At 65.8% G+C, this 25573-nt stretch carries 24 protein-coding genes and 2 tRNA genes; 12 read left to right on the forward strand and 14 right to left on the reverse strand.

All coding sequences use genetic code 11. The features are described from left to right. Window positions 1–9 precede the first annotated feature (9 nt). A complete protein-coding gene (locus BM279_RS06870) occupies window positions 10–1062 on the reverse strand; it encodes an NAD(P)H-dependent flavin oxidoreductase (protein WP_093502175.1) in 1053 nt (350 codons plus the stop codon). 148 nt (window positions 1063–1210) lie between these two features. Between BM279_RS06870 and BM279_RS06875 the strand changes: the two genes are divergently transcribed. Continuing rightward, on the forward strand, window positions 1211–2065 hold the full coding sequence (locus BM279_RS06875; RefSeq protein ID WP_093502177.1) for a DMT family transporter: 855 nt from the start codon (window positions 1211–1213) through the stop codon (window positions 2063–2065). Between the two features lie 10 nt (window positions 2066–2075). Here BM279_RS06875 and BM279_RS06880 read toward each other — a convergent pair whose 3' ends face one another. Next, complete coding sequence (locus tag BM279_RS06880; protein WP_093502179.1) at window positions 2076–3887, reverse strand: glycoside hydrolase family 15 protein; 1812 nt, start codon at window positions 3885–3887, stop codon at window positions 2076–2078. Next, on the reverse strand, window positions 3880–4680 hold the full coding sequence (locus BM279_RS06885) for a glucose 1-dehydrogenase (protein WP_093502181.1): 801 nt from the start codon (window positions 4678–4680) through the stop codon (window positions 3880–3882). The genes BM279_RS06880 and BM279_RS06885 overlap by 8 nt, the downstream gene beginning before the upstream one ends. Before the next feature lie 148 nt (window positions 4681–4828). Between BM279_RS06885 and BM279_RS06890 the strand changes: the two genes are divergently transcribed. Beyond that, window positions 4829–5326: a CinA family protein gene (locus tag BM279_RS06890; RefSeq protein ID WP_093502183.1), complete on the forward strand. Its 498-nt coding sequence runs from the start codon at window positions 4829–4831 to the stop codon at window positions 5324–5326. Here the strand turns inward: BM279_RS06890 and BM279_RS06895 are convergent. Beyond that, on the reverse strand, window positions 5323–7116 hold the full coding sequence (locus tag BM279_RS06895) for a thiamine pyrophosphate-requiring protein (RefSeq protein WP_093502185.1): 1794 nt from the start codon (window positions 7114–7116) through the stop codon (window positions 5323–5325). The genes BM279_RS06890 and BM279_RS06895 overlap by 4 nt on opposite strands. Window positions 7117–7372: 256 nt before the next feature. Between BM279_RS06895 and BM279_RS23640 the strand changes: the two genes are divergently transcribed. Genes BM279_RS23640 through BM279_RS06915 form a run of 5 tightly spaced genes read left to right on the forward strand, consistent with a single transcriptional unit; the run spans window position 7373 to window position 9486 of the window. Then, window positions 7373–7498, forward strand: coding sequence for a hypothetical protein (locus BM279_RS23640; protein ID WP_279626490.1), 126 nt, complete (start codon window positions 7373–7375; stop codon window positions 7496–7498). A 45-nt stretch (window positions 7499–7543) separates the two neighbouring features. Continuing rightward, the gene (locus tag BM279_RS06900; protein WP_093502187.1) at window positions 7544–7951 is read left to right on the forward strand and encodes a YgaP-like transmembrane domain; all 408 of its coding nucleotides are present in this window, start codon (window positions 7544–7546) and stop codon (window positions 7949–7951) included. A 55-nt stretch (window positions 7952–8006) separates the two neighbouring features. Beyond that, window positions 8007–8420 carry a hypothetical protein gene (locus BM279_RS06905; protein WP_093502189.1) on the forward strand — a complete coding sequence of 138 codons (414 nt, stop codon included), beginning with the start codon at window positions 8007–8009 and terminating at the stop codon, window positions 8418–8420. Then, on the forward strand, window positions 8417–8821 hold the full coding sequence (locus BM279_RS06910; protein WP_075931117.1) for a phage holin family protein: 405 nt from the start codon (window positions 8417–8419) through the stop codon (window positions 8819–8821). The genes BM279_RS06905 and BM279_RS06910 overlap by 4 nt, the downstream gene beginning before the upstream one ends. Next, window positions 8818–9486 carry a DUF3618 domain-containing protein gene (locus tag BM279_RS06915; protein WP_093502191.1) on the forward strand — a complete coding sequence of 223 codons (669 nt, stop codon included), beginning with the start codon at window positions 8818–8820 and terminating at the stop codon, window positions 9484–9486. The genes BM279_RS06910 and BM279_RS06915 overlap by 4 nt, the downstream gene beginning before the upstream one ends. 95 nt (window positions 9487–9581) lie before the next feature. On the opposite strand, the gene BM279_RS06920 is transcribed toward BM279_RS06915, so the two are convergent. Together BM279_RS06920 and BM279_RS06925 are read right to left on the reverse strand one after the other, a co-directional pair. Continuing rightward, window positions 9582–9658: transfer RNA gene (locus BM279_RS06920), tRNA-Asp, on the reverse strand. Window positions 9659–9670: 12 nt separating this feature from the next. After that, a tRNA-Val gene (locus BM279_RS06925) sits at window positions 9671–9746 on the reverse strand. A gap of 321 nt (window positions 9747–10067) precedes the next feature. Here BM279_RS06925 and rdgC point away from each other — a divergent pair. The 3 genes from rdgC (at window position 10068) to sugE (ending at window position 12527) form a co-directional block, all read left to right on the forward strand. Continuing rightward, window positions 10068–10988: a recombination-associated protein RdgC gene (gene rdgC / locus BM279_RS06930; protein WP_093502193.1), complete on the forward strand. Its 921-nt coding sequence runs from the start codon at window positions 10068–10070 to the stop codon at window positions 10986–10988. 170 nt (window positions 10989–11158) lie between these two features. Continuing rightward, window positions 11159–12100, forward strand: coding sequence for a bile acid:sodium symporter family protein (locus BM279_RS06935; protein WP_093502195.1), 942 nt, complete (start codon window positions 11159–11161; stop codon window positions 12098–12100). Between the two features lie 109 nt (window positions 12101–12209). Further along, window positions 12210–12527, forward strand: coding sequence for a quaternary ammonium compound efflux SMR transporter SugE (sugE, locus tag BM279_RS06940; protein ID WP_093502197.1), 318 nt, complete (start codon window positions 12210–12212; stop codon window positions 12525–12527). Between the two features lie 137 nt (window positions 12528–12664). Here the strand turns inward: sugE and BM279_RS06945 are convergent, their stop codons facing one another. The 8 genes from BM279_RS06945 to BM279_RS06980 form a co-directional block, all read right to left on the reverse strand. Further along, window positions 12665–14539 carry an MFS transporter gene (locus BM279_RS06945; protein ID WP_093502199.1) on the reverse strand — a complete coding sequence of 625 codons (1875 nt, stop codon included), beginning with the start codon at window positions 14537–14539 and terminating at the stop codon, window positions 12665–12667. Between the two features lie 96 nt (window positions 14540–14635). Next, entirely contained in the window at window positions 14636–15526 is an 891-nt protein-coding gene (locus BM279_RS06950) for a LysR family transcriptional regulator (protein WP_093502201.1), read from the reverse strand. A gap of 274 nt (window positions 15527–15800) precedes the next feature. Then, a complete protein-coding gene (locus BM279_RS06955) occupies window positions 15801–17867 on the reverse strand; it encodes a 2Fe-2S iron-sulfur cluster-binding protein (RefSeq protein ID WP_093502203.1) in 2067 nt (688 codons plus the stop codon). A gap of 32 nt (window positions 17868–17899) precedes the next feature. Next, window positions 17900–18517 carry a glutathione S-transferase family protein gene (locus BM279_RS06960; protein ID WP_093502205.1) on the reverse strand — a complete coding sequence of 206 codons (618 nt, stop codon included), beginning with the start codon at window positions 18515–18517 and terminating at the stop codon, window positions 17900–17902. A 134-nt stretch (window positions 18518–18651) separates the two neighbouring features. Further along, window positions 18652–18981, reverse strand: a complete 330-nt coding sequence (locus tag BM279_RS06965; RefSeq protein WP_027906110.1) for an AzlD domain-containing protein — start codon at window positions 18979–18981, stop codon at window positions 18652–18654. Next, complete coding sequence (locus tag BM279_RS06970; protein ID WP_093502207.1) at window positions 18981–19691, reverse strand: AzlC family ABC transporter permease; 711 nt, start codon at window positions 19689–19691, stop codon at window positions 18981–18983. Before BM279_RS06970 ends, BM279_RS06965 begins: the two co-directional genes overlap by 1 nt. A gap of 316 nt (window positions 19692–20007) precedes the next feature. Beyond that, a complete protein-coding gene (locus BM279_RS06975) occupies window positions 20008–20838 on the reverse strand; it encodes a helix-turn-helix transcriptional regulator (RefSeq protein ID WP_093502209.1) in 831 nt (276 codons plus the stop codon). A 3-nt stretch (window positions 20839–20841) separates the two neighbouring features. Then, window positions 20842–21411 carry a GNAT family N-acetyltransferase gene (locus tag BM279_RS06980; protein ID WP_093502211.1) on the reverse strand — a complete coding sequence of 190 codons (570 nt, stop codon included), beginning with the start codon at window positions 21409–21411 and terminating at the stop codon, window positions 20842–20844. Between the two features lie 215 nt (window positions 21412–21626). Between BM279_RS06980 and BM279_RS06985 the strand changes: the two genes are divergently transcribed. Together BM279_RS06985 and BM279_RS06990 are read left to right on the forward strand one after the other, a co-directional pair. After that, entirely contained in the window at window positions 21627–25097 is a 3471-nt protein-coding gene (locus tag BM279_RS06985) for a PAS domain-containing hybrid sensor histidine kinase/response regulator (protein WP_093502213.1), read from the forward strand. Between the two features lie 133 nt (window positions 25098–25230). After that, a complete protein-coding gene (locus BM279_RS06990; protein ID WP_093502215.1) occupies window positions 25231–25569 on the forward strand; it encodes an FKBP-type peptidyl-prolyl cis-trans isomerase in 339 nt (112 codons plus the stop codon). Window positions 25570–25573: the final 4 nt, after the last annotated feature.

Raw genomic sequence — 25573 nt, forward strand, 5'->3', positions numbered from 1 at the left:
CTCCCCGCCTCAGCCGCGCGCCGCCAGGTACTCGCGCTGCAGCACCGCCACCAGTTCAGCGGCCGGCATCGTCCGCGCCAACGCCGCCCCCTGCCCTGCCCAATGAGCAGCGAATTCGGCATTGCCAGCCTTGGCGGCAGCAGCGATCAGCTGCTTGCCGGCATCGTAGGCAATGCCGAACCCTGGCACCGCAGGGTGGCCGGGCGCGCCGACTTCGGCCATGAAACGATTGACGATGCCGCGCGCCGGGCGCCCGGAAATCGCCGTGGTGACCTGGGTGACCCGCGCCCGGTCACTGCCCAGCATGCGGCGATAGGCCTCGTTGGCGGCCGACTCGGGGCAAAGGATGAACGCGGTGCCCAATTGCGCAGCGCAGGCACCCAGGTTCATGGCGGCGGCGATCCCGGCGCCATCCATGATGCCGCCAGCGGCGATCACCGGGCGTGACAGGTGCTTGACCAACACCCGCACCAGAGCCAGCGTGCCGATGCCCTGATCGTGGGCCGGATCGAACCCCCCGCGGTGGCCGCCGGCCTCGATGCCCTGGGCAACGATGATGTCGATGCCCGCATCCTGGGCCAGCAACCCTTCTTCCAGCGTGGTGGCCGACGCCAGCAGGGTGATGCCGGCACTCTTCAGGGCATCGATGCGCGCCTGAGGCGGCAGCCCCAGATGAAAGCTGACGATGGGCGGTCGCTCTTCAAGCAGAACCTGCAGTTGCCCTTCGTCCTCCTGGAAACTGCAGTAGATATCCCTGATGGCCTCCGGCGCAGCTGCGCCGAACTCGGCGAAGTAGGGCTGCAAGTGCGCCAACCACGCCTGCTCCCTGGCCGCATCGGCGACGCTCAGGCGGTGGCAGAACACGTTGATGTTGAACGGTTTGCTCGTGGCAGCGCGGGTTTCCCGGATCATCTGCCGGCCGGCCTCGGCCTGCACCGCGGCGATGGAGATCGAGCCCAAACCGCCGGCGTTGCTGACCGCAGCGGCAAGAGCCGGCGTGGCGGTGCCCGCCATGGGGGCTTGGATGATCGGATAGTCGATGCCCAGGGCTGCGCAACTCATAAGATCCTCGCTTGATGAAGATGACACGGCCCCCGACTATAACGCCGCGGGCCGCGTAACGCTCACCCGACCAACCAGCCGCACAATCCGTTTTACCTGCCGCCCCTGACTTGGCACTCTGTAGCCTCTCCGATCAGGCAGGTCCCCTATGAGCCTTCGCACCGCGCACTTTCAGCTGCATACGGCCGCCCTGCTGGTCGGCGTTTCGGCGCTTTTCGGCGAATCACTGAAGGTCAGCGCCAGCATGATCGTGCTGGGCCGCTCGGCCTTCGCGCTGTTGGCCCTGAGCCTTTTCTGCCTGTGCCTGGGCAAGCGCCCCTGGCGCGGCGTCACCTCGGCCACCGCTGCCAAGCTACTGACCACGGGCCTGGTGCTGGGGGCGCACTGGCTGCTGTTCTTCATGGCGGTGCAAACCGGCGGCGTGGCCGTGGCGACCCTGGGCTTCGCCTCGTTTCCCGCGTTCACCGCGCTGATCGAACGGCTGGTGTTCGGCCAGCGCCTGGGGCGCAGCGACCGCTGGATTCTGGTGCTGGTGTCGGTCGGGCTGATTCTGATCACCCCATCGTTCGACCTGCGCGATGGCGCCACCCTCGGCCTGCTCTATGGCGTGCTGTCTGGTGCGATATATGCGGCGATTGCGGTGGCCAACAAGCATGCGGCGAGCAACGTCGATGGCCTGGCTTCGTGCTGGTGGCAATGCCTGGCGATCAGCCTCGCGCTGCTGCTCTGGTGCCTGCCGGAGGTGCCGACCATCACCAATCACGACTGGTGGCAACTGGCAGCGCTGGGCGTGCTGTGCACGGCCCTGGCCTACAGCCTGTTCATCGCCTCGCTACGCCACGTGCGCACCCACACCGCTGCGGTGGTGATCACCATGGAGCCGATCTATGCCATCGCCGGCGCCTGGTTGCTATTCGGCGCCGTACCGAGCGCTGGCATGTTGCTTGGCGGCGCGCTGATTCTCGGCGCCGTGGCCTGGGCCGGTTTGCAGGGCGGTCACTGACCGCTCTGGCTCAGGGTTGCCAGGTGGTGCGCTCGCCGCTGAGCCGGTGGTCGAGAAAGCTCGCCGCGCTGATCAACGCCAGGTGGCTCAGCGCCTGGGGCGTGTTGCCCAGATGGTGGCCGCGCTTGTCCAGCTCCTCGGCGTACAGCCCCAGCGGGTTGGCATAGCGCAGCAGTTGCTCGAACTCCAGGTGGGCCTTTTCGATCCTGCCGGCACGCGCCAGGCACTCGACGTACCAGAACGAGCAGGCCATGAACGAACCCTCCTCGCCCTTGAGGCCGTCATCGGTGCGGTAGCGATACACCATGCCGTCACGCACCAGCTGCTGTTCGATGGCCTCCAGGGTCGCCAACCAGCGTGGGTCGGTGGCGGCGACGAAGCGCATCAACGGCATCAGCAGCATGGAGCCGTCGACGTCCTGGCAGCCGATGCGCTGCACGAAATGGCCGCAGCTCTCGTCCCAGAAATTGTTCCAGATGTCGTCATGAATGGCCTGACGCTCGTCGTTCCAGCGCGCGAACGGCGCCGGCAGCGAACGCTTCTGGGCCAGGCGGATGGCACGATCCAGCGCGACCCAGCACATCAGCCGCGAATGCAGGAAGTGTTGCTCCTCGCCGCGAATCTCCCAGATGCCGACATCCTTCTGCTGCCAGCTGTCGCATACCTGATCGACGATGCCCACCACGTGCTTCCAACCCTCGTGGGAAATCGCCTCGCCGTACTTGTTGGCCAGGTACACGGCGTCCAGCAGTTCGCCGAAGATATCCAGCTGGGTCTGCTCGTGGGCTTCGTTGCCGATGCGCACAGGCTTCGCGCCGCCATGGCCAGCGAGGTGATCGAGCGAGCTTTCCGGCAAGTGATGCTGCCCGCGCAGGCTATAGAGAATGCGCAGGTGCGCCGGCGTTTCCGAGCAGTCTTCGACGCGGTCGCGCACCCAACGCATAAAGGCGTTGGCTTCTCCGGAGAACCCCAGACGCATGAAGGCGTAAACGGTGAACGAGGCGTCGCGAATCCAGGTGTAGCGATAATCCCAGTTGCGTTCACCGCCTGGCGCTTCCGGCAGGCCGTAGGTGGCGGCGGCGATGATGCCGCCGTGCTTGCGTGAGGTCAGCAGCTTGAGCGCCAGCGCCGAGCGATGGACCATCTCGCGCCAGCGCCCGCGGTAGTTGGACTGTTTCATCCAGCGCCGCCAGTACTTCACGGTCTCGTCGCGGCAATGCTCGCACGCACCTGCGGATACCAGCGGATCATCCGGCGCACCGAGCACGAACTCCGCATGCTCGCCTTCGCGCAACTCGAATTCGGCAATGGCGCACTGATCGTCGAGAGACAGCGTCTGGCTCGCCGACAGCCGCAAGCTGGGCTGGCCCGGTGCGCTGAACAACACGTCCCGGCCGTCGAGCTGGGCAACCGTGTCAGCACGGCTGTAGTCGTGGCGCACACGGCAGCGCAGGCGGATGGTGGCGTGGCCGGAGACCACGCGAATGGTGCGAATCAGTCTTGGCGCAGCATCGACATCCGCATTGATCGGCATCAGGTCGGTGCATTCCACAATCGCCTGCTCGTCCAGCCAGCGCGTTTGCAGCACGTTGGTATCGGGTAGGTACAGCTGCTGACGGCGCGCCTCGGGCAGATCCGGCGCCAGCTGGAAAACCCCGGCTTCGGGCGTGTCGAGCAAGGCGCTGAAGATCGACGGGCTGTCGAAATCCGGCCAGCAGAAGAAGTCCACGCAACCACTGTCGGCGACCAGCGCGGCACTGCGCATGTCGCCGATGATGCCGTGGGCCTCGATGGGCATCTGACGATCCTGGATATCAGCCATTGTCACGAAACTCCGGGTAAAGGCTCATGCCGCCGTCGACGAACAGCGTGGTGCCGTGAACGTAATCGGCGGCATCGGAGGCCAGCCACACCACCGCATTGGCGATGTCCTCGGCGTCACCGATACGGCCGTAGGGAATCAGCTCGAGCAATTTTTCGGCAGCCGCGCCTTCGGTGGCTTCACGGTTGATCGCGGTGCGGATGGCCCCCGGGGCGATGGCGTTGACGCGAATGCGCTGCTCACCCACCTCCTGCGCCACGCTGCGCATCAACAGGTCGAGCCCGCCCTTGGAGGCCGCGTAGTTGGCGCGCCCAGCCCAGGGAATCAGCTGGTGCACGGAGCTCATCTGGATGATCTTGCCGGCCGCGCGGGAAATCTCCTCGCGAATGCCCTGCTTGGCGAACTGCCGCAGCGCCGTGCGCACGCAGAGAAACTGGCCGGTGAGGTTGACCTGCAGCACCTGGTTCCATTCGTCCAGGCTCATGTCGACGGTCGGCGCGTCGCGCTGCATGCCGGAATTGGCCAGCAGAATGTCCAACCGCCCGAACGCGGAAAGGGTTTCAGCGAACAGCGCCTCGACGTCCTGCTCGTTGGATACATCGGCCCGCACGGCGATGGCCTGGCCGCCATCATCACGGATTTGCGCGGCGAGCTTCTCGGCAGCCTCACGCCCGGATCGATAGTTGAGCACCACCGCGGCGCCCGCCTCCGCCAGCGCCTTGGCCGAAGCCGCGCCGATACCCGAACTGGCGCCGGTGACCAGCGCGACCTGTGACTGCAGTGAGATGAGCATGGCCGTTCCCCTTTCCTCGACTTGCTACACCTGACTGAAAGCCAAGCGGCAGAGTTCAGGGAAAAGCCCGCTGCCGCCGATCAGGCAGCCAGCACCTCCAGAGCGGCGCGCCAATCCAAGAAACACCGGCCACGGGAGGAGAACTGCCATGCAAGACATCGAAGCGCTGCTCGATTATCTGAAGCGTCACAAGTTGTATCTGACCACCGCCGAGTCCTGCACCGCCGGCATGGTCGTGGCGCTGCTCGCCAAGCATCCTGGCAGCGGCGAATGCCTGGACAGCGGTCACGTGGTGTATTCGCCAGCGGCCAAGAAACGCTTGCTGGGCGTGAGCCAGCACACCCTCGATAACTTCAACCTGACCAGCGAAGAAGTGGCGTGGGCCATGGCCAAGGGCGCACTAGACGGCAGCCCGGCCAATGTCGCCGTCGCCACCACGGGCGTCGCGGGCCCCGAACCCCAGGGCGAGATTGCTGCCGGCACCCTGTGCTTCGCCTGGGCCTTTCGCCTCGCGGACGGCAGCGTCCAGCTGTATTCGAGCACCGAACATTTCGCCGGCGACCGTTCGCGCATCCTCGATGAAGCTGCCCGCTTCGCCCTGCTGCGCCTGCCTGAGCGGCACGCGCAGCTGCTTGGCGAGGCTTAGCGCCGGCCTTTGCCGGGCAGGATCGAACCCAATACCTGCTTGGTGGCCTGGCGCAGGATGCCGCCCTGGTTCGGGTCGCCCTGCCACAGGGTGGATGCAAAGGCCTTGGCCTGGGCCAGGGTGATATGCGGCGGCAGCGGCGGCACGTCAGGGTCGGTCTTGAATTCGATGACCACCGGGCGGTCAGCGGCCAGCGCCTGCTCCCAAGCCGCAGCGACATCCTCCTCACGGTCGACGTAGATACCCATCAGCCCGATGGACTCGGCGAACTGGTGATAGGCGACGCTGGGAATGTCCTGGGAGGCCGAGAACTTCGGGTCGCCCTCCATCACCCGCTGCTCCCAGGTCACCTGATTGAGGTCCTCGTTGTTGAACACCGCGCAGATCCAGCGCTTGTCCTGCCACTCGTGCCAGTATTTGGCGACCGTGATCAGTTCGGCCATGTTGTTCATCTGCATGGCGCCATCGCCAACCAGCGCCACCACCGGGCGATCCGGGTGGGCGAACTTGGCGGCAATCGCATAAGGCACCGCTGCGCCCATGGACGCCAGGCCGCCGGACAGCGAGCAGAGCATGTCCTCGCGCATCTTTATGTCACGGGCGAACCAGTTGGCACAGGAGCCGGAATCGCTGGTCACCACGGCGCGATCCGGCAGGCGCGGCGATAGTTCAAACGCGACCCGCTGCGGGTTGATCGGCGAAGCCGAAGCCATGGCGCGGCGCTTCAGGGTGGTCTGCCACTGCGCCGTCCAGCGCTCGATGCGCTTGCGCCAGGTGCGCAGCGTCTTGCGTTCGAGCAGTGGCAGCAGCGCCTGCAAGGTATCGGCAGCGTCGCCCTGCAGGTTGACTTCCATGGGGTAGCGCAAGCCGAGCATGTCGGCCTGGATGTCGATCTGCACGGCGCGCGCCTGACCTTCCTTGGGCAGAAATTCGGCATAGGGAAAGCCCGAGCCGATCATCAGCAAGGTGTCGCATTCGTTCATCATCTGATAGCTGGGCTTGGTGCCCAGCAGGCCGATGGAACCGGTCACCCAGGGCAGATCATCCGGCAACGCCGCCTTGCCGAGCAGCGCTTTGGCCACGCCGGCGCCGAGCACATCGGCCACTTCGGTGACTTCTTTCGCAGCGCCCAACGCGCCGGCACCGATCAGAATCGCTACCTTCTTGCCGGCATTGAGCACGTCGGCGGCGCGCTGAAGATCTTCTTCATAAGGCACAACCCGCGGTCGGCTGTAACCCACGCCAGAATGCAGGGTGCCGTGCTCGCGGGGCGGCTCCTCGTAGGGCAGCGTCTGCAAGTCATTGGGCAGAATGATCGCCGTTACCCGGCGATCGCCCAGCGCCGTGCGAATGCTGCGGTCGACCAGGTGACGCACCTGGGAGGGCGCGCTGGCCTGCTGAACGAAGGCGCCGGCGACGTCCTTGAACATCGACAGCAGATCCACCTCCTGCTGGTAATGCCCGCCCAGGGCGTTGCGCGCCTGCTGGCCGACGATCGCCAGCACCGGCATATGGTCCATGCGCGCGTCGTACAAACCGGTGAGCAGATGGGCCGCACCGGGGCCGGAGGTGGCAATACATACGCCCAGGTCGCCAGAGAACTTGGCGTCGGCCGCCGCCATGAACGCGGCCATTTCCTCATGACGCGCCTGGATGAAGCGGATCTTGCCCTCGGCCTTGGCCAGGGCGCCGAATACGCCGTTGATGCCATCCCCCGGATAGCCATAGATGCGCCGTACGCCCCATTGGTAAAGGCGTTCGACGATGAAATCTGCGACGTTCATGCTCATGGAAAACTCGCTCGAAGTTCAGGCCCGCTGGGCCGACATGGATGGAGTTGCCACGCGAGGTCTGTGTGCGCGACGGCTCGGCCAGGCAGTTCGCTGCCGGACAGGAAATCTTGACCGGGGCCCACTCGCAGAGGTTTAAGGTTTCTGCCAGGCCGCTGCGCCTGGCTTGCAGGCAGGTCACCGCGGGGCAAAAAGATCGAACATGCAGCGCCCGTCACCCTCAAACCCTCTAGAGCAACGCACCGAGGGACGAGGCATGACCCAGCGAGTACCCGATCTGACCCAGGCACCCGACTTGCCGGGCGAGCCCCCTCCCCTCGGCCAGCCCCACGAACCCGACAACGATGCGCTACCGGACAAGCCACAGCCCGACCCCGTTTGAGCTGGCTTGAACCGATGGCCCGTCACATCAGGCAGGAGTGAACACATGGTCGCCTTCGAACCGCAATCGCAACCCGAACGACAGGGCCCGGCACCTCAGAACGTCAGAGGCTGGGAGCGCCTGTTGTCCATCGGCGGAGGATTGCTGCTGGCCACGCTCGGCGCGAGCAAGCACGGCGAGCGTGGCCGGCGCCAGTTGAGCGTGGGTGGCCTGTTGCTGTTGCGCGGGCTGAGCGGGCATTGCAGCGTGAAAAGCGCGGCGGACGATCCGCTGGCTGAAATCCGCTACCTGCGCGCCCGTGTACAGCGCCTTCAGGAGCTGGTGCTGATGGCCGAGGAAGTCGCCGATCGCACCCGCGCCACGCCAGTCCCGCCCGTGCCGCCGGTACCGGTCACGCCGGCGCCGGCAGACCTGGGCACACCGATTGCCGACGAATTCGCCAGCCGCGAGTAGAGCCGTTAACGCGCATTGCCATACCGCATTTTTACGCATCAACAGGTGTAGTCAGATGGATAACGACAGCAAAGAACGCCCGCACAAGCGCCCTGCCAAGGTCATTTCCGGGCACTGGCAGCAAGATGCCCAGGAACAGCTGCGCGCGCGCATCCAGGCCGAGCAGTCCCATACCGATGAGCTGGAAGCCCTGGCCAATATCGCCCGCTCCACCATCGCCGACCTGGAAAACCCCGATGCCGCGGCCTCGCCGGATCGTTTGCGCGAAGCCGCGCGCCAGCTCGCCGCTCTTCGCGATGCCTTGAACAACTACAGTGGCCACGCCGTGCACAGCGTCGACCGCTTCGCCCGCAAGCACCCGCTATGGTTGGCGGCAGGCGGCCTGGCGGTGGGCATTCTGTTGAGTCGCCTGTTGCGCAAGCGCCGCAGCCGCGCTGATGACTACTACCATGGAGGGACGCTGCGATGAACGACGATCTTCGGCAACCGCCACTGGAGCCCTCGCTGCTCGGCCTGCTGCGCCAGCTGACGCGAGAGGTGCAGACGCTGTTCACCAAGGAACTGGCGCTGGCCAAGGTCGAGCTCAATGCTTCGCTGCAAGCCACCAAGACCGGCATCGCCGCCGTCGCGGGCGGTGCCATCGTGCTGCTGTGCGGCGTACTGATGCTGCTGCTCGCCGCCGTCTACGGCCTCAGCGAAGTGATGCCGCCCTGGGCAGCCGCACTGATCGTCGGTGTCGTGGTGATCGTGATCGGCCTGATCATGCTCAAGGTCGGGCAGCAGAAATTCGCCCCTTCCCAACTCACTCCCGAACGCACACTGGATTCCTTGCAGAAAGACAAGGAAGCGGTGCAGAGGCAAATGTCATGAGTACCCACAGCAGCATCGCCGCCGAATCGCTCAAGTCCCCGGACGTGCTCGAACAGGAAATTGACCAGCAGCGCAGCCGTATCGATGCACTCATCGATGATGTGGAGGCACGCCTGACCCCGCAACGGCTGATCGACCAGGCCCTGGCCTATGGCCGTGACAGTGGCGGCCTGGAAATGGCCGAACGCCTGGGGCAGACCCTCAAGGCCAATCCGGTACCCGTTGCCATGACCGCCATCGGCTTGGTCTGGCTGGCCGTCGAGCAGACGCGCCGACACACGCCGAAGGCGCCCGAGCCGGACTTGCCGGAGGATCACGAATCCCTGGCCGATGCCCTGCACAGTGCCAAACAGTCGCTGGAACAAAGCACTCAGGCCGCGCGCCGCAAACTGCACGACCTCGCCGATGGCGCCAGCGCTGCGACCGAGCAGGTCAAGCAGAGCGCCAACGCCGTGGGCCAGGCCGTGCATCGCCACCCGTGGGCCTTTGCGGCTGCCGGTTTGGCGGCAGGCGCCTTGGTGGGGCTGCTGGGCACGGGTCGCCGGCACTCACCAGAAGAGGGGCTGCCGCGGGAAAGCTACGTGGTGCCGGATATCGAAGCCGGCTTCGATGAACTGGCCGATGTGCCGGATGACGAGCCGCCTTTTCGCCCCGGTGCTATCTGACGCCGGGTAAAGGCGAAACGCAGAAACGAAAAAAGCGCCCTAGGGCGCTTTTTTGCGTTGCTTCCGGGTGTTCAGTGGGCCCTGGAAGCGATATATGGCGCAGCGGACGGGACTCGAACCCGCGACCCCCGGCGTGACAGGCCGGTATTCTAACCGACTGAACTACCGCTGCGCATACCTCGATTGGTGGGTGATGACGGGATCGAACCGCCGACCCTCTGCTTGTAAGGCAGATGCTCTCCCGGCTGAGCTAATCACCCTTCACTCTCGAAGTGGGGCGCATTCTAGAGAGCACCCTGCCCCTTGGCAACCCCCTTTGCGAAAAAAATTTATTGGCGATCCAAAGGCTTAGCAATCGCCGCCATTTGGCGGGGCAAATCACATGACGACTCGATACGGGGTTGGCCTAATCCACCAGCGGAAGGAATAATGCGCCCTCGCGCGGGTCTGATCGTCGCGCGGCGTGATTCCCTGTCCGCCGCCAGACCGCCCATGCGCTGCCTGAGGCAGCTGCCATGCGCCCGAATTGAAGATTTCCTGCGCGCTGCGGCGCGCACCCGTTAACTGGAGACAACCCGCTCATGTGGTTTCGCAACCTGCTGGTCTACCGCCTCACCCAGGACGTCGACTTCGATACCGAAAAACTGGAGGCCGCACTGGCCGCCAAGCCGGCGCGCCCCTGCGCCAGCCAGGAACTGGCTACCTATGGGTTCGTCGCCCCTTTCGGCAAGGGCGAGGACGCACCGCTGGTGCATGAAAGCCAGGGCTTCCTGCTGATCTCCGCCCGCAAGGAAGAGCGTATTCTGCCCGGCAGCGTGGTCAAGGACGCCGTGAAGGAGAAGGTCGACGAGATCGAAAGCGAGCAGATGCGCAAGGTCTACAAGAAGGAGCGCGAGCAGATCAAGGACGAGATCGTCCAGGCCTTCCTGCCCCGCGCCTTCATTCGCAAGTCCGCGACCTTCGCCGCCATCGCCCCGGCCCAGGGCCTGATCATCGTCAACGCCTCGAGCCCCAAGCGCGCCGAAGACCTGCTGTCGACCCTGCGCGAAGCCATCGGCTCGCTGCCGGTGCGCCCGCTGACCGTAAAGATCGCCCCGAGCGCGACCATGACCGACTGGGTCAAGGCCCAGCAGGCCGCTGCCGACTTCCACGTGCTGGACGAGTGCGAGCTGCGCGACACCCACGAAGACGGCGGCATCGTGCGCTGCAAGCGCCAGGACCTGACCGGCGAAGAAGTGCAACTGCACATGAGCTCCGGCAAGCAGGTGACCCAACTGTCCCTGGCCTGGCAGGACAAGCTGTCCTTCGTGCTCGATGACAAGCTGGTGGCCAAGCGCCTGAAGTTCGAAGACCTGCTGCAGGAGCAGGCCGAGCAGGATGGTGGCGACGATGACCTGAGCCAGCAGGACGCCAGCTTCACGCTGATGATGCTGACCCTGATCGAGTTCCTGCCGGCGTTGTTCGAAGCCCTGGGCGGTGAAGATACCCCGCAAGGCATTTGAGATAGCGCGATGCGTCAAGGTGGACCGGGCGCTTTACCCGTCCACCTTCAAACCCGCCGGTTACACTGTTTCCCCGCCCCATCCGACAGCCACAGCTGTCTATCCAAAAATAACTGGCTACACAGCGCTCCGCCTTGGGAGCCTGCTACGGCTTATAGGGAATTTCTGCCATGTCCGCCATGATCGCCCTCAGCCGCTTCGTCGGCAATACCTTCGCCATCTGGGTTCTGCTGTTCGCCGTGCTGGCGTTTCTGCTGCCGAGTGCCTTCCTGCCGCTCACCGCGTTCATCGTGCCGCTGCTCGGGCTGATCATGTTCGGCATGGGCCTGACCCTGAAGACCGAGGATTTTCGTGAAGTGGCCCGCCATCCACTGCGCGTACTGATCGGCGTGCTGGCGCAGTTCATCATCATGCCAGGCATGGCCTGGTTGCTCTGCCAGCTGTTCGCCCTGCCGCCGGAAATCGCCGTTGGCGTGATCCTGGTCGGCTGCTGCCCTGGGGGCACCGCCTCGAACGTCATCACCTGGTTCGCCAAGGGCGATGTGGCCTTGTCCGTCGGCATCACCGCGGTGACCACCTTGCTGGCGCCCATCGTCACGCCGGCACTGATCTGGCTGCTGGCCTCGGAATGGCTGCCGGTATCGTTCTGGGCGATGTTCAGTTCGATCCTGCAGATGGTGCTGCTGCCCATCGTGCTTGGCCTGGTTGCCCAGCGCCTTCTGGGTGAGCGGGTCAAGCTGGCGGTCGACGTACTGCCGCTGATTTCGGTGGTGTCCATCGTCGCCATTGTTGCCGCGGTAGTGGCGGCCAGCCAGGCGAAGATCGCCGAGTCGGGCCTGATCATCATGGCGGTGGTGATACTGCATAACACCCTGGGGCTGGGCCTCGGTTATCTGGCCGGGCTGCTGACCGGCATGCCCCTGGCGCAACGCAAGACGCTGTCCATCGAGGTCGGCATGCAGAACTCCGGGCTCGGCGCGGCCCTGGCCAGCGCCCACTTCTCCCCGCTGGCGGCGGTGCCCAGCGCGTTGTTCAGCGTGTGGCATAACCTCTCCGGCGCGTTGCTGGCCACCTTCCTGCGGCGCATGAAGGACGACAAGCCGGCCGATTGAACGGCTTGCCCCAACCGGCCAATCGTGCACAATAATGGAGCGCTCCGGGGACGACCCCGGCTCGGGTGCATCATTATCGGGGACGACCCCATTCGACTGGAGTCGCCCTATGTCCTGGATCATCCTGTTCTTCGCCGGCCTGTTCGAGGTCGGCTGGGCCGTCGGCCTGAAGTACACCGACGGCTTCACTCGCCCTCTGCCGACCGTGCTCACGGTGGCCGCCATGGTGGTCAGCCTGGGCCTGCTCGGTTTGGCCATGAAGGAGCTGCCACTGGGCACCGCTTACGCGATCTGGACGGGCGTAGGCGCCGTCGGCACGGTGATCGCCGGGATCATCCTGTTCGGTGAGTCCATGGCGCTGATCCGCCTGGCCAGCGTGGCGTTGATCATCTGCGGGCTTATCGGCCTGAAGATGAGCCACGGCTGAGATGACAGAGCCCGCCGATTGGCGGGCTCTTTGTTCAGGTAGCTGGAATCAACCTTGGGTATCGCTTCGCTCAACCCAGGCTACCCATCCCGTAGCCCTGGTCGAGCGTAGCGACACCCGGGTGCTGATCTTAAGCTCTAGCGATTATCCCCACGCAACGCCTTCACCTCGGCCTGCAGCACCTGCCGCGTCGCCACCGTTGCCTCGATGGGCGCGCCCGCTACCAGGTCGATCCGCGACCAGAAGCGGCGGAACAGGCCCTTGCGCGGGTCACGGCTGAAGAAGCTGCCCCACAGCCCGCCCAGCGCCATGGGAATCACCGGCACCGGGTTGTCCTGCAGGATGCGCTCCACGCCCGCCTTGAACTCGTCGATCTCGCCGTCGGCGGTCAGCTTGCCCTCGGGAAAGATGCACACCAACTCGCCGTCGCGCAGGTATTCGCCGATGCGCTTGAATGCCGCATCGAACACCAGCAGGTCTTCGCTGCGCCCGGCGATCGGCACCGTACCGGCGGTGCGGAAGATGAAGTTGAGCACCGGCAGGTTGTAGATCTTGTAGTACATGACGAAGCGCACCGGGCGACGCACCGCACCACCGATCAGCAGCGCATCGACGAACGACACGTGGTTGCACACCAGCACCGCCGGCCCCTCTTCCGGAATCGAGTCGAGGCCCTTGTGCGACACCCGGTACATGGAGTGGCCGAGCATCCAGATCAGGAAGCGCATGGTGAATTCGGGGACGATCTTGAAGATGTAACTGTTGACCGCCACGTTCATCAGCGAAATGACCAGGAACAGCTGGGGGATCGACAGCCCGGCGACGCTCAGGAACAGGATCGAAACCACTGCCGAGACGACCATGAACGCCGCATTGAGAATGTTGTTGGCGGCGATCACCCGGGCCCGCTCGTTCTCGGCGGTGCGTGACTGGATCAACGCATACAGCGGCACGATGTAGAAGCCGCCGAACACGCCAATGCCGAGGATCGAGGCCATTACCCACCAGGCGTGGCCGAAGCCCAGCAGCGCCAGCCAGTCGTAGGGCTGCGCCGCCTCGGGAATGCCACCCGAGGCCGCCCAGAGCAGGATGCCGAACACCGTCAGGCCGATGGAACCGAACGGCACCAGGCCGATTTCCACCTTGCGCCCGCTCATGCGCTCGCAGAGCATCGATCCCAGGGCGATGCCCACCGAGAACACGGTGAGAATCAGGGTGACCACGCTCTCGTCACCGTGCAGCCACTCCTTGGAATAGGCCGGGATCTGCGTCAGGTACACCGCGCCGAGAAACCAGAACCACGAGTTGCCGACCAGCGAGCGCGACACCGCCTTGGGCTGCGTAAGGCCCATGCGCAGGGTCAGCCAGGTTTGCCGGAAAATGTTCCAGTCCAGCGCCAGATCCGGCAGCGCGGCACCGGCCCGCGGAATGCCGCGGGCCGACAGGTAGCCGAGCATCGCCACCAGCACCACCGAGACGGCGACGATCACGCTGTAGTGAACACTGGTGAGCATGATGCCGGCGCCGATGGTGCCCGCCAGAATCGCCAGAAAGGTGCCCATTTCCACCAGTGCGTTGCCGCCCACCAACTCCTCGGGCTTGAGCGCCTGGGGCAGGATCGAGTACTTCACCGGGCCGAACAGCGCCGATTGAATGCCCATGGTGAACAGCACCGCGAGCATCAGCGTCAGGTTGCCGAGCAGCACACCGAGGGCGCCGACCAGCATGATGAAAATCTCGAAGAACTTCAGCCGACGGATCAGCAGGTCCTTGGCGAACTTCTCGCCGAACTGGCCGCCGAGGGCGGAAAACAGGAAGAACGGCAGGATGAACAGCATGGCCGCGACGTTGACCAGCAGGTCGCGATCCGCCTCCAGGCTGAGCTTGAAGAGAATCGCCAGGATCAACGACTGCTTGAAGATGTTGTCGTTGAACGCGCCGAGCAGCTGCGTGACGAAGAACGGCAGGAAGCGCCGGCTTTTCAGCAGAGCGAATTGCGAGTGCTGAGTCATCGATACCTTTCCCTTTGCGGATTCGATGAGCATTGGACTGCAACGGCTCGGGCAAAGCCACAGCCGCGGGCATTTTTATCGACACGTCGCGCCTTTTCAGTTGAACAGCGGGTTGCCACGCAGGCGCGCCACGGCCAGGTCGACGAAGGCGCGCACCTTGGCCGGCGCCTGACGGCCCTCGGGGTACAGCACGTGGATCGGCAGCGGTGGCTCCTCGAAGCCTTCCAGCACGACCTGCAGCGCGCCCTCCTGCAGCGCCTGGCCGACCTGATAGTGCAGCACCCGGGTCAGCCCCCAGCCGGCCCTGGCGGTGGCGATCGCCGACTCGTTGGTGTTGCATTGCAGCACCGGGTCGACCAGCACTCGCTGGCCCTCGGAGAAGCGCCATTCCGGCGAAGCCCAGGCGCTCTGCGACACGGCGATGCGATGGTGTTTCAAGTCGGCGGGCGTGGTCGGTACGCCGTATTTCCCCAGGTAACACGGCGCCGCGCAGATCACCCGGCGTACCGCGCCGACCTGGATGGCGGTAAAGCCCGAATCCGCCAGGTGTCCGATACGAACCGCCACGTCGATGCCCTCGTCGAGGATATTCACCGGCCGGTCGACGAAAAAGGTGCGCGCGTGCATGCCTGGGTAGGCATCCAGGTAATCGAGCACCAGGGGCAGCACGTGCAGGTGGCCGAACATCGACGCAGCGGTCACCGCCAGGGTGCCGGACGGTTCGGCGTAATGCCCGGCTGCGGCCAGTTCCGCCTCGGCGATATCGGCGAGAATGCGCCGACAATCCTGCAGGTAGCGGCTGCCGGCATCGGTGGTCTTCACCGAACGCGTGGTGCGCACCAGCAGCCGCGCGCCGATCAGGTCCTCGAGGCCGGCGACGATGCGCGTCACCGCCGGCGCGCTCATGTGCATCTGCCGCGCGGTACTGGCGAAGCTGCCCGTCTCCGCGACCTTCACGAATACCCGCATCGCCTGCCAACGATCCATCCACCCGCTCCTCTGCTTTAGGCGTTGGCTGCGCTGGTGGCGCAGCCCAGCGAGTATGCCGTATCCGCGCGTCCTGAGCGGCAATGCGGTTCAGGCTGCATGGTCGAGCGCCCACGCAGGAACGCGGGGCGCCATCACCCTACCGGCCATCCACGATCTCGTAGGAAAGGCTTCAGCCTCGAGCTCTTGCGCGTCCTGCCAGCCAAAATCGAGCTTGAAGGCAGCTACGACAAAACTGCGCGCGCGGCTGCCCGAGGTTCGCTCTCTGCGCCGCTCAGAGCGCCAGCTCCAGGCGCTCGTCATCGGCGCCTTGCGGCTGCGCCGGCACTGCGCAGCAGATCAGCACTTCATCGTCGCCGTGGGGCGCGCTGGGTTCTTTCAGGTAGCTCACCGCGCCTTTCACCAAGCGCGTCTTGCAGGTGCCGCAAGAGCCCTCGCGGCAACTGAACTCCGGTTCCAGGCCTCTGGCCTCGGCCAGTTCCAGCAAGGTGCCGGAGCCCGGAGTCCAGCGCCCCTCCTTCAGCGACTCGGTAAACAGCACCGGCACCGCCTCGGTGGCCGGCGGAGCCGTCACGGCGGCCGCCGCCGGCTGATCGGGGCGACGCACCAGGGACGCCGGCCCGAAGCCTTCGGCATGGATGCGCCCATCAGCGATGTTGTAGCCGCGCAGGCCGTCGTACAGTCCCTGGGTGAAGGCCGGCGGCCCGCACAGGTAGAAGGCGTAACCGTCGAAGGCCAGATAACGGGTCAGCAGCGCCATGTCGATGCGCCCAGCGGTGTCGTAATCGACACCCGGCTCGGCGCCACTGCTGTCGCTCAGCACCCGCACCAGCCTGACCGCGCCCTGGGCGGCGGCCACCAGGTCGCCGAGTTCGCGGTCGAAGGCGCGCTCGGCTTTCGAGCGCGCGGCGTAGAACAATGTGACCGGCCTGATCCGCTGCCGGCGCCAGCCTTCGTAGACCACATGGCGCAGCATCGCCAGCATCGGCGTGATGCCGATGCCACCGGCCAGCAGCACCAGCGGGCGCTCCTCCTGCGCATCGAGGGTGAATGCCCCGGCCGGTGCGCGGGCGTCGATCAGATCGCCCTCGCGCAACCCGTCATGGATGAATTGCGACACCCGCCCCTCGCGCTTGACGCTGATCCGGTAGATGCCATCGGACGGCGCCACCGACAGGGTGTAGGTACGAATCAGCGGCTTCTCGCCCGCCGCCACTCGCAGCCGAATCGGCAGATGCTGGCCGGCCAGGTGCGGCAATACCCCGGCACCGTCGACCGGCTCCAGATGCAGGGAACGGATCGACCGACTTTCCTGAACGATGCGCGCAATCCTCATTGGCCGCCACTGCGTGGCGTACTGAGCCGCGCGCAGCTGATCGGCGGCCTGTTGCCAGTTGCCGGTGAGCAGCGAGCTGTCCGCCCAGCCGTCCTCGCGCAGGGCCCAGCGCAGGGCCATGGCAGCCGGGCGTCGTACGATACGCCGGGGCCGGAAGGTCCACAGCCGCTCGGCGCCCCGAAAGGCGCCGATTTCCGGGGATTCGAAGATGACCTCGGCGTCACCGCTCAGTTGCAGCACGCCGCCCGTGGCGAAATCCACGAACAGCAGACCGGCCTTGCCGTTGAGCACGATGTTGCCGAGGGTGGAAAAGAACAGGTTGCCGTTGAAGTCCGGGATGGTCAGGGTGCCGTCGGCATCGATGCGCACGAAGCCGGTGTTGCCGCCACGGTGCGAGACGTCCACCTGGCGCTGCCCGTCGACATCGGCATAGGTCGCCACGAAAAAGGTGTCGGCGCCTTCGATCACTGCCCGCGCCGCGGCATCCAGCGCCGGCAACTGCTCGACGGTAGCGGCGAACGGCGCCGCCGGATCACGGGCGAAGGTGAAATCGCGCTGCTGGATGTAGCGTGGGCAGTTGCCAAAACTCTGCTCGACCGCTACCCGCAGGCCCTTGCCACCCGCCACCACCACGCCGTTCATGCGGTTACGCCGTCGGCTGTGCAGTTCGATGCCCAGGAGGCCCAGCGCAGCGCCCTCGCCCATGCCTTGGGCGACAGGGTCGTCGGCCTGGGGCCGGGCGGCAATGTCCAGCGTGGTGGGCGTCGGCGAGGCCATGAAACCGGCCTGGCCCTCGAGCAGGCCGGCCCAGGCATCGCCCTGCCCATCCACGCTGCCCAGCACGATGAACGGCAGCTGGGCGTAGAAATCCCGGTGCTGGTCGGGCATGAAGTCGCGCACCACGCGTTTGCCGACCGCATCCATTCGTTCGGCGACGCCGAGCTTTTCCTGAATGAATGTTTCACCCGAATGCCAGGGTGCGGGCGTTTTCGCGAGATCGGTCATGGCGGTTCTCCTGGAGGCGGTGGTGCGCAGGCTCAGGCGTTGGCGGTCAGCCCGGCAGGCGTCTGGGGAATGGCCACGAAGCCGGGCAGCGCCTCGATGCGCGCCAGGAAAGCCCGGACCTGCTTGTAGGCCGACAGGTCGACGTTGCCCTCCGGCGCCCGCGCCAGGTAGCTGTACAGCGCCACGTCGGCGATGGTCGGGTGGTCGGCGGCCAGCCACTGGCGATCGCTCAGGTGGCGCTCCAGGCGGGCGAGCAGTACGTGGGCACGGGCGATCACTTCTTCGGCATTGAAGTCGGCACCGAACACCGTGATCAGGCGCGCCGCGCAAGGGCCGTAAGCCAGTTCGCCGGCGGCCACGGACAGCCAGCGCTGCACCGCCGCCGCACCAGCGGGGTCTTCCGGCAGCCAGTCGGTGCGCCCGGTCTTCTTGGCCAGGTAAACGAGGATGGCGTTGGAGTCGGCGACCACCACGCCGTCGTCTTCCAGCACCGGCACCTGGCCGAAGGGGTTGAGCGCGAGAAATTCAGGCTGCTTGTTGGCACCGCCGGCCAGGTCGACCTCGACCAGCTCGGGCTTCAGGCCCAGCAACGAAGCGAACAGAACGGCGCGGTGGGCATGGCCGGACAGGGGGACGTGATGGATTTTCATGGGTCGGCTCCTGGTTGACGGTGGGCCGGGAGAAGTCCCGAGCCGTGCAACCAGCTTGCGACCGCAGCGCGTTTTGAGGAATACGCGTTGTCGGCATTACTTTATTGCGATAAATGGAACAATCCGATTACGCGTCAGATCGGCAATTGCCCCAGCGCCCAGCGCAACCCGAAGAAGATCAGCAATCCGCCGCCGATGGTCGCCAGTAGATGGCGCGTCACCACGGCGATGACGATGGTTGCCAGACCCGCCAGCAGATAGGCGTTGTCCCAGCTCAGTGCCCAGTTGCGCCCGTCCGGCAGGAGCATGGCTGGCACCACGATGGCGGTCAGCACCGCGGTCGGCACGTAATGCAGGGCCTGGCGCACCGCCTGGGGAAAGCGCAGGTTGGGAAAGGCGAACAGGCTGTAGCGCGTGGCGAAGGTGATCGCCAGCATGCCGAGGATCAGGATCCAGTTTTCCATCAGCAGAGCTCCTCCTGCAGGGGCGCCTGGACGCGTTCGAGCAACACGCCGATCACGATGCCGGCAAAGGCGGCAGCCATCAGCCCGAGTTTGTACGGCAGGTCGTGAAAGATCAGCGCGACCACCGCCGCCACCAGGGCGGCAGCCACCTGGGGGCGATTGCGCAGCATCGGCACGACGATGCCGACGAAGGTGGCGATCATCGCGAAATCCAGCCCCCAGGCGGCGAGGTTCGGTACCGCCTGGCCGAACAGCAGGCCAATCAGCGTGCAGCCGATCCAGTTGCCGTACATGGCAAGGCCCGCGCCAAGAAAGTACCAGTGCTTGTTTGGCGAATCGTCGCGCTGGGCGTAGCGCTGCTGCACCACGGCAAAGGCCTCGTCGGTCAGCCAGAACGCCAGCGGGATACGCCAGCGCTTGGGCAGGTGGCGCACGAACGGCTGCAGGGTGGCGCTGTACAGCGCATGGCGCAGATTGACCACCAGGGTGGTCAGCCACAGCACCGCCAGGGTGGCGCCGCCGGTGAGCAGGCTGACGGCGATGAACTGCGCGGAGCCGGCGAACACCAGCACCGACATGCCGATGGTCTGCCAGGCGTCGAGCCCGGCGGCACCGGCCAGGCTGCCATAGATGATGCCAAACGGCATGGCGCCGAGCAGCATCGGCAGCATGTCGCGCAGGCCCTGGAAGAATTCTTGGTATCGGGACATCGGCTTATCGCCTGGCTGAAAAGATCGCCTGCGGGCGACCAGAAGCGCATCAGGCTAGCCCAGCCTGCTCTGGCTGTCTTGAACGATCTTGCGCAGTCGTACAGCAGGTAGCCTGGGTTGAGCGCAGCGATACCCAGGATGTGGCAACCAGCAACCTGCTCTCTCCCAATCAGTGTCGATAGGCAAAAACAGCTTCAGCGTAGTACCTGTGGGAGCGCGCCATGCGCGCGAAAAATCGCGGGCATGGACTAGGCGTCCCCGCCCGATCCCACAGGTGTAATTCGCAGGGAAAGCTGCGGCTGCGCTCAACCGCAGGCTAGGGGCTGCGATGGCAAGCCTTGCGGTATTCACCGGGCCCCACGCCATACACCTGCTTGAACTGTCGCGTCAGGTGGCTTTGGTCGGCGAAGCCCAGTTGCAGCGCCACGCTCAGCGGTGCACAGCCGTCACGCAGCAACGCCCGCGCCTGCTCCAACCGGCGTTGCTGCAGCCAGGCATGGGGCGGCAGGCCGGTGGCGCGGCGAAACACCCGGGCGAAATGGAACGGCGAGAGGTTCACCGCGGCCGCCAGTTCCTCCAGCGATGGCGGCTCGCCCAGGCGCGCGGCCAGCAGCTCCTTGGCCAGGCTCACCGCCCGCGGTTCCAGGCCGGCGACGGCCGCCTGCCTGACCCCGGCATGACGCTGGAACAGCATCAGCAGCGTCTCGCGCCATGCCGTCTGCTGGTGCAGCACATTGGCATCGCTGTCGAGCAGGCGGTGCAACTGACCGAAGGCCCGATGCAGTTCGACGTCCTGCAGCACGCTGGCGGCGAACGACGGCAGGCCGCGGTGCGCCAGGCCCAGTTCGTCGAGCACGCCATTGACCTGGGCCGGCGCCGGGTAGAAGGCGCGGTACAACCAACCCTGCTCATGGGCCGACGAGCCGGTGTGCACTTCATCCGGGTTGATCAGCACCATGCTGCCGACCGGCGCCAGGTGATCGGCACCGCGGTGGCGAAAGCGCTGGGCGCCGTGCTCGATCACGGTGAACACGAAACCTTCATGCACGTGCGGGGTGAAGCGCTGCTTGATGTAGCGCGCCTGCAGCAGCTCCACGCCGGCCAGCGCGGGGCTTTCCCAGAAGCGGATGCGTTCGCCGGAGGGCATGGCTCACACGCCGAAGCGTGCCTCCAGCCCGGCCTTGACCACCGGCCATTCCTGATCGGTGATGCTGTACAGCACGGTGTCGTCGAGGCGCCCGTCGGCCAGGCGGCGATGATTGCGCAGCAGGCCCTCGCGAACCGCGCCGAGCTTTTCGATGGCGCGCTGGGAGCGCTGGTTGCTGGCGGCGGTTTTCAGCTGCACACGCACCATCTGCCAGCTCTCGAAGGCGTGGCGCAGCATCAGGTACTTGATCATGTTGTTCAGGCCGGTGCCGTGCTGGGCGGAGTCCAGCCAGGTCCAGCCGATTTCCACCGCCGGCAGGGTCGGCATGAAGTCGGCGAAGCGCGTGGTGCCGACGATCTGGTCGGCGAGGCGAATCACGAAGGGCAAGGCGCGCTCTTCGCGCTGCTCCTGCAGGGCCAGGCGGTACCAGTCCAGACGCTGGGTGCCGCTCATGTAGAGCAGCTCATCACGGTTGGCTTCGGCCAGGCTGACCAGCGCCGGAATATCGCCATCGAGCAACGGTTCGATGCGCAGGGCACCGCGCTGCAGGGTGATCAATTGCGGCTTGAACATCGGTTTTCTCCAGGTACAACGCTTGCCAGGCGTGTCAGTTTCTCACCGAATAAACGGCCTGTCTGCCAAAAAACGGCAGCGCCCAGCGTGCCGCAAGTGCACGGCGGTGCCCCTGCGACCTTGGTCGCGCCTGACGCTGCGCCGCTTTGCTGCGACACTACGCAGGCGTGCCAAGGTACGCTCGCACCATTGCCCTTCTGTTTCGTGGAGTCTGCATGTCGCTGTCCAGTTGGCTTATCGCTGCAGTCGCCCTGCTCTACATGGCCGTGCTGTTCGCCATCGCCTTCTACGGTGACCGCCGCCGCAAGCCACTGCCGCCGAAAGTCCGCGCCTGGGTCTACTCGCTGTCGCTGGCGGTGTACTGCACCAGCTGGACCTTCTTCGGCGCCGTCGGCCAGGCGGCCGAGCAACTGTGGTCGTTCCTGCCCATCTACCTGGGGCCGATGCTGCTTCTGCTGTTCGCCCCCTGGGTGATCGAGAAGATGGTGCTGATCAGCAAGCAGGAGAACATCACCTCGATCGCCGACTTCATCGCCGCGCGCTACGGCAAGTCGCAGTCCCTGGCCATCGTCGTCGCGCTGATCTGCCTGGTCGGCGTGCTGCCCTACATCGCCCTGCAGCTCAAGGGCATCGTGCTCGGCGTGAACCTGCTGATCGGCTCGGAAACCGACGCCGACGGCACCCGCGCCCAGGACACCGCGCTGATCGTCTCGGTGATCCTGGCGCTGTTCACCATCGTATTCGGCACTCGCAATCTGGACGTCACCGAGCACCACCGCGGCATGGTGCTGGCCATCGCTTTCGAGTCGCTGGTCAAGCTGCTGGCCTTCATCGCCGTCGGCGCGTTCGTGACCTTCGGGCTGTTCAACGGTTTCGGCGACTTGTTCAGTCAGGCGCAGCGCAGCCGCGAGCTGGAGGCGTACTGGGCCGAGGCGGTGAACTGGCCGGCGATGCTGGTGCAGACCGGCATGGCGATGATCGCCATCGTCTGTCTGCCGCGGCAGTTCCACGTCACCGTGGTGGAGAACACCGACCCCCGCGACCTGCGCCTGGCGCGCTGGGTGTTCCCGCTGTACCTGCTGCTGGCCGCGCTGTTCGTGATTCCCATCGCCCTGGCCGGGCAGATGCTGCTGCCCGGCGGAGTGAGCCCGGACTCCTTCGTGATCAGCCTGCCGCTCGCCGAAGCCCACCCGGCGCTGGCCCTGCTGGCCTTCATCGGTGGCGCGTCGGCGGCCACCGGCATGGTGATCGTCGCGTCGGTGGCGCTGTCGACGATGATCTCCAACGACATGCTGCTGCCCTGGCTGCTGCACCGCAAAAGCACCGAACGGCCGTTCGAGGCCTTCCGCCACTGGATGCTCACCGCGCGACGGGTCAGCATCGTGCTGATCCTGCTGCTGGCCTATGTGTGCTATCGCCTGCTCGGCACCAACGCCAGCCTGGCGACCATCGGGCAGATCTCCTTCGCCGCCATCGGCCAACTGGCGCCGGCGATGTTCGGCGCCCTGGTGTGGAAGCAGGCCAACCGCCGCGGCGTGTTCGCCGGGTTGATCACCGGCGCGGCGCTGTGGATCTACACCCTGGTGCTGCCGGTGCTGGCCCGCGGCCTGGGCTGGCCGCTGGACATCTTCCCCGGCCTGCGCACCCTGCTCTACGCGCCGATCGGCTTCGAGGTCGACGCCCTGACCCGCGGCGTGGTGCTGTCGCTGGCCGGCAACCTGACGCTGTTCGCCTGGGTATCGTTCTTCTCGCGCACCCGGGTGTCCGAGCACTGGCAGGCTGGGCGCTTCGTCAACCACGACTTCGGCAACAAACAGGGCGGCCGCGGCGCCCTGGCGGTGCAGGTCAACGACCTGCTGCTGCTCGCCGGCCGCTTCGTCGGCGAAGAACGCGCGCAGGAAAGCTTCAGCCACTTCGCCCGTCGCCAGGGCAAGGCCTTCAACTCGGCGCAGCCGGCCAACAGCGAATGGATCGCCCACACCGAGCGCCTGCTTGCCGGCGTGCTCGGCGCCTCGTCGACCCGTGCGGTGGTCAAGGCGGCCATCGAAGGCCGCGACATGCAGGTCGAGGACGTGGTGCGCATCGTCGACGAAGCCAGCGAGGTGCTGCAGTTCAACCGCGCCCTGCTTCAGGGCGCCATCGAGAACATCAGCCAGGGCATCAGCGTGGTCGATCAGTCCCTGCGCCTAGTGGCCTGGAACCAGCGCTACCTGGAAATCTTCGAGTACCCGGACGGGCTGATCTGCGTCGGCCGGCCGATCGCCGAGATCATCCGCTTCAACGCCGAGCGCGGCATGCTCGGCAGCGCCGACGTCGAGGAAAGCGTCGCCAAGCGCCTGTACTGGATGCGCCAGGGCACCGCCCACAGCTACGAGCGGGTGTTTCCCAATGGGCGGGTCATCGAGCTGATCGGCAACCCCATGCCCGGCGGCGGCTTCGTCATGAGCTTCACCGACATCACCGAATTCCGCGAAGCCGAGCGCGCCCTCAAGGCCGCCAACGAAGGCCTCGAACAGCGCGTCGCCGAGCGCACCCATGAACTGTCGCAACTGAACAAGGCGCTGACCGCCGCCACCGGCGTGGCCGAAGCCGCCAACGCCTCGAAGACCCGCTTTCTCGCCGCGGTCAGCCATGACCTGATGCAACCGCTGAACGCCGCCCGGCTGTTCTCCGCCGCCCTCTCCCACCAGGAAGAAGCGCTGCCCCACGAGGCTCAGGAGCTGGTGCGCCACCTGGACAGCTCGCTGCGCTCGGCCGAGGATCTGATCAGCGACCTGCTGGACATCTCACGCCTGGAGAACGGCCGCATCACCCCGGACCGCAATGCCTTCGCCCTCAACAGCCTGTTCGACACCCTGGGTGCCGAATTCCGCGTGCTGGCCGCCGAGCATGGCGTGGATTTCCACATGCAGGGCAGCAAACTGCGGGTAGACAGCGACAGCAAGCTGCTGCGCCGCGTGCTGCAGAACTTCCTCACCAACGCCTTCCGCTACGCCAAGGGCCGTGTACTGCTCGGCGTGCGCCGCCAGGGCGCGAATCTGCGCCTGGAGGTCTGGGATCGCGGCCCGGGCATTCCCGAAGACAAACGACAGACCATCTTCGAAGAATTCAAACGCCTGGACAGCCACCAGACCCGCGCCGAAAAAGGCCTGGGCCTGGCGATCGCCGACGGGCTGTGCCGCGTGCTCGGCCACAGCCTGGAAGTGCGTTCCTGGCCCGGCAAAGGCAGCGTGTTCAGCGTCACCGTGCCGATCGCTCGCCACCAGGCGCCAGCGGCCCAGCGGGCACGGCCGGAAAGCAGCGGCCAACTGCTCACCGGCACCCAGGTGCTGTGCATCGACAACGAGGAAAGCATCCTTACCGGCATGCACAGCCTGCTCTCGCGCTGGGGCTGCCAGGTCTGGTCGGCGCGCACCCGCGCCGAATGCGAGCAGCTGCTCGACGAGGACGTACGCCCGCACCTGGCCCTGGTCGACTATCACCTGGACGAAGGCGACACCGGCACCGAGCTGATGGCCTGGCTGCGCACCCGCCTGGGCGAGCCGGTGCCCGGCGTGGTGATCAGCGCCGACGGCCGCCCCGAACTGATCGCCCAGGTGCACGCCGCCGGCCTGGATTTTCTGCCCAAGCCGGTGAAGCCAGCGGCGCTGCGGGCGTTGATCAGCCGGCATTTGCCGTTGCAGTAGAGCGGCAGGATAGCGATGCACTACCTGTGAGAACTGACGGGGCGCCCGCGTCCATCGAGCTCGTAGCCGGATCTTGCAAAGCCGTGCATTTCCTGCGAAAAACGCGGCCTTCTGCACTCTCGGAACCCCAGCAATGAGCGACGAACTACGTATCGAAGATATCCACCCGGGCGATGGCAAGGCGGTGGTCAAAGGCGCGCTGATCACCACCCAGTACCGCGGCTGGCTGGAGGACGGCACCGAGTTCGACTCGTCCTATTCGCGCGGCAAGCCGTTCCAGTGCGTGATAGGCACCGGACGTGTGATCAAAGGTTGGGATCAGGGCCTAATGGGCATGCAGGTCGGTGGCAAGCGCCGGTTGTTCGTGCCGGCGCACCTGGCCTATGGCGAGCGCTCGGTAGGCGCGATAACGCCAAACTCCAACCTGAACTTCGAAATCGAATTGCTGGAAGTGCTGACGCGCGACGACTGAGCCG

The organism is Phytopseudomonas straminea (assembly GCF_900112645.1).
In the GTDB taxonomy this organism is placed as follows: Bacteria; Pseudomonadota; Gammaproteobacteria; order Pseudomonadales; family Pseudomonadaceae; genus Aquipseudomonas; species Aquipseudomonas straminea.

What these genes read in the sequence shown, in the direction of transcription:
- BM279_RS06945 (WP_093502199.1), bottom strand. Translation starts at nt 14,539, where the DNA reads ATGACTCAGCACTCGCAATTCGCTCTGCTGAAAAGCCGGCGCTTCCTG.
- BM279_RS23640 (WP_279626490.1), top strand. Translation starts at nt 7,373, where the DNA reads ATGACCCAGCGAGTACCCGATCTGACCCAGGCACCCGACTTGCCGGGC.
- BM279_RS06915 (WP_093502191.1), top strand. Translation starts at nt 8,818, where the DNA reads ATGAGTACCCACAGCAGCATCGCCGCCGAATCGCTCAAGTCCCCGGAC.
- BM279_RS06905 (WP_093502189.1), top strand. Translation starts at nt 8,007, where the DNA reads ATGGATAACGACAGCAAAGAACGCCCGCACAAGCGCCCTGCCAAGGTC.
- BM279_RS06900 (WP_093502187.1), top strand. Translation starts at nt 7,544, where the DNA reads ATGGTCGCCTTCGAACCGCAATCGCAACCCGAACGACAGGGCCCGGCA.
- BM279_RS06895 (WP_093502185.1), bottom strand. Translation starts at nt 7,116, where the DNA reads ATGAGCATGAACGTCGCAGATTTCATCGTCGAACGCCTTTACCAATGG.
- BM279_RS06880 (WP_093502179.1), bottom strand. Translation starts at nt 3,887, where the DNA reads ATGGCTGATATCCAGGATCGTCAGATGCCCATCGAGGCCCACGGCATC.
- BM279_RS06975 (WP_093502209.1), bottom strand. Translation starts at nt 20,838, where the DNA reads ATGCCCTCCGGCGAACGCATCCGCTTCTGGGAAAGCCCCGCGCTGGCC.
- BM279_RS06950 (WP_093502201.1), bottom strand. Translation starts at nt 15,526, where the DNA reads ATGGATCGTTGGCAGGCGATGCGGGTATTCGTGAAGGTCGCGGAGACG.
- BM279_RS06960 (WP_093502205.1), bottom strand. Translation starts at nt 18,517, where the DNA reads ATGAAAATCCATCACGTCCCCCTGTCCGGCCATGCCCACCGCGCCGTT.
- BM279_RS06965 (WP_027906110.1), bottom strand. Translation starts at nt 18,981, where the DNA reads ATGGAAAACTGGATCCTGATCCTCGGCATGCTGGCGATCACCTTCGCC.
- BM279_RS06910 (WP_075931117.1), top strand. Translation starts at nt 8,417, where the DNA reads ATGAACGACGATCTTCGGCAACCGCCACTGGAGCCCTCGCTGCTCGGC.
- rdgC (WP_093502193.1), top strand. Translation starts at nt 10,068, where the DNA reads ATGTGGTTTCGCAACCTGCTGGTCTACCGCCTCACCCAGGACGTCGAC.
- BM279_RS06970 (WP_093502207.1), bottom strand. Translation starts at nt 19,691, where the DNA reads ATGTCCCGATACCAAGAATTCTTCCAGGGCCTGCGCGACATGCTGCCG.
- BM279_RS06875 (WP_093502177.1), top strand. Translation starts at nt 1,211, where the DNA reads ATGAGCCTTCGCACCGCGCACTTTCAGCTGCATACGGCCGCCCTGCTG.
- BM279_RS06985 (WP_093502213.1), top strand. Translation starts at nt 21,627, where the DNA reads ATGTCGCTGTCCAGTTGGCTTATCGCTGCAGTCGCCCTGCTCTACATG.
- BM279_RS06935 (WP_093502195.1), top strand. Translation starts at nt 11,159, where the DNA reads ATGTCCGCCATGATCGCCCTCAGCCGCTTCGTCGGCAATACCTTCGCC.
- BM279_RS06890 (WP_093502183.1), top strand. Translation starts at nt 4,829, where the DNA reads ATGCAAGACATCGAAGCGCTGCTCGATTATCTGAAGCGTCACAAGTTG.
- BM279_RS06955 (WP_093502203.1), bottom strand. Translation starts at nt 17,867, where the DNA reads ATGACCGATCTCGCGAAAACGCCCGCACCCTGGCATTCGGGTGAAACA.
- BM279_RS06980 (WP_093502211.1), bottom strand. Translation starts at nt 21,411, where the DNA reads ATGTTCAAGCCGCAATTGATCACCCTGCAGCGCGGTGCCCTGCGCATC.
- BM279_RS06870 (WP_093502175.1), bottom strand. Translation starts at nt 1,062, where the DNA reads ATGAGTTGCGCAGCCCTGGGCATCGACTATCCGATCATCCAAGCCCCC.
- BM279_RS06990 (WP_093502215.1), top strand. Translation starts at nt 25,231, where the DNA reads ATGAGCGACGAACTACGTATCGAAGATATCCACCCGGGCGATGGCAAG.
- sugE (WP_093502197.1), top strand. Translation starts at nt 12,210, where the DNA reads ATGTCCTGGATCATCCTGTTCTTCGCCGGCCTGTTCGAGGTCGGCTGG.
- BM279_RS06885 (WP_093502181.1), bottom strand. Translation starts at nt 4,680, where the DNA reads ATGCTCATCTCACTGCAGTCACAGGTCGCGCTGGTCACCGGCGCCAGT.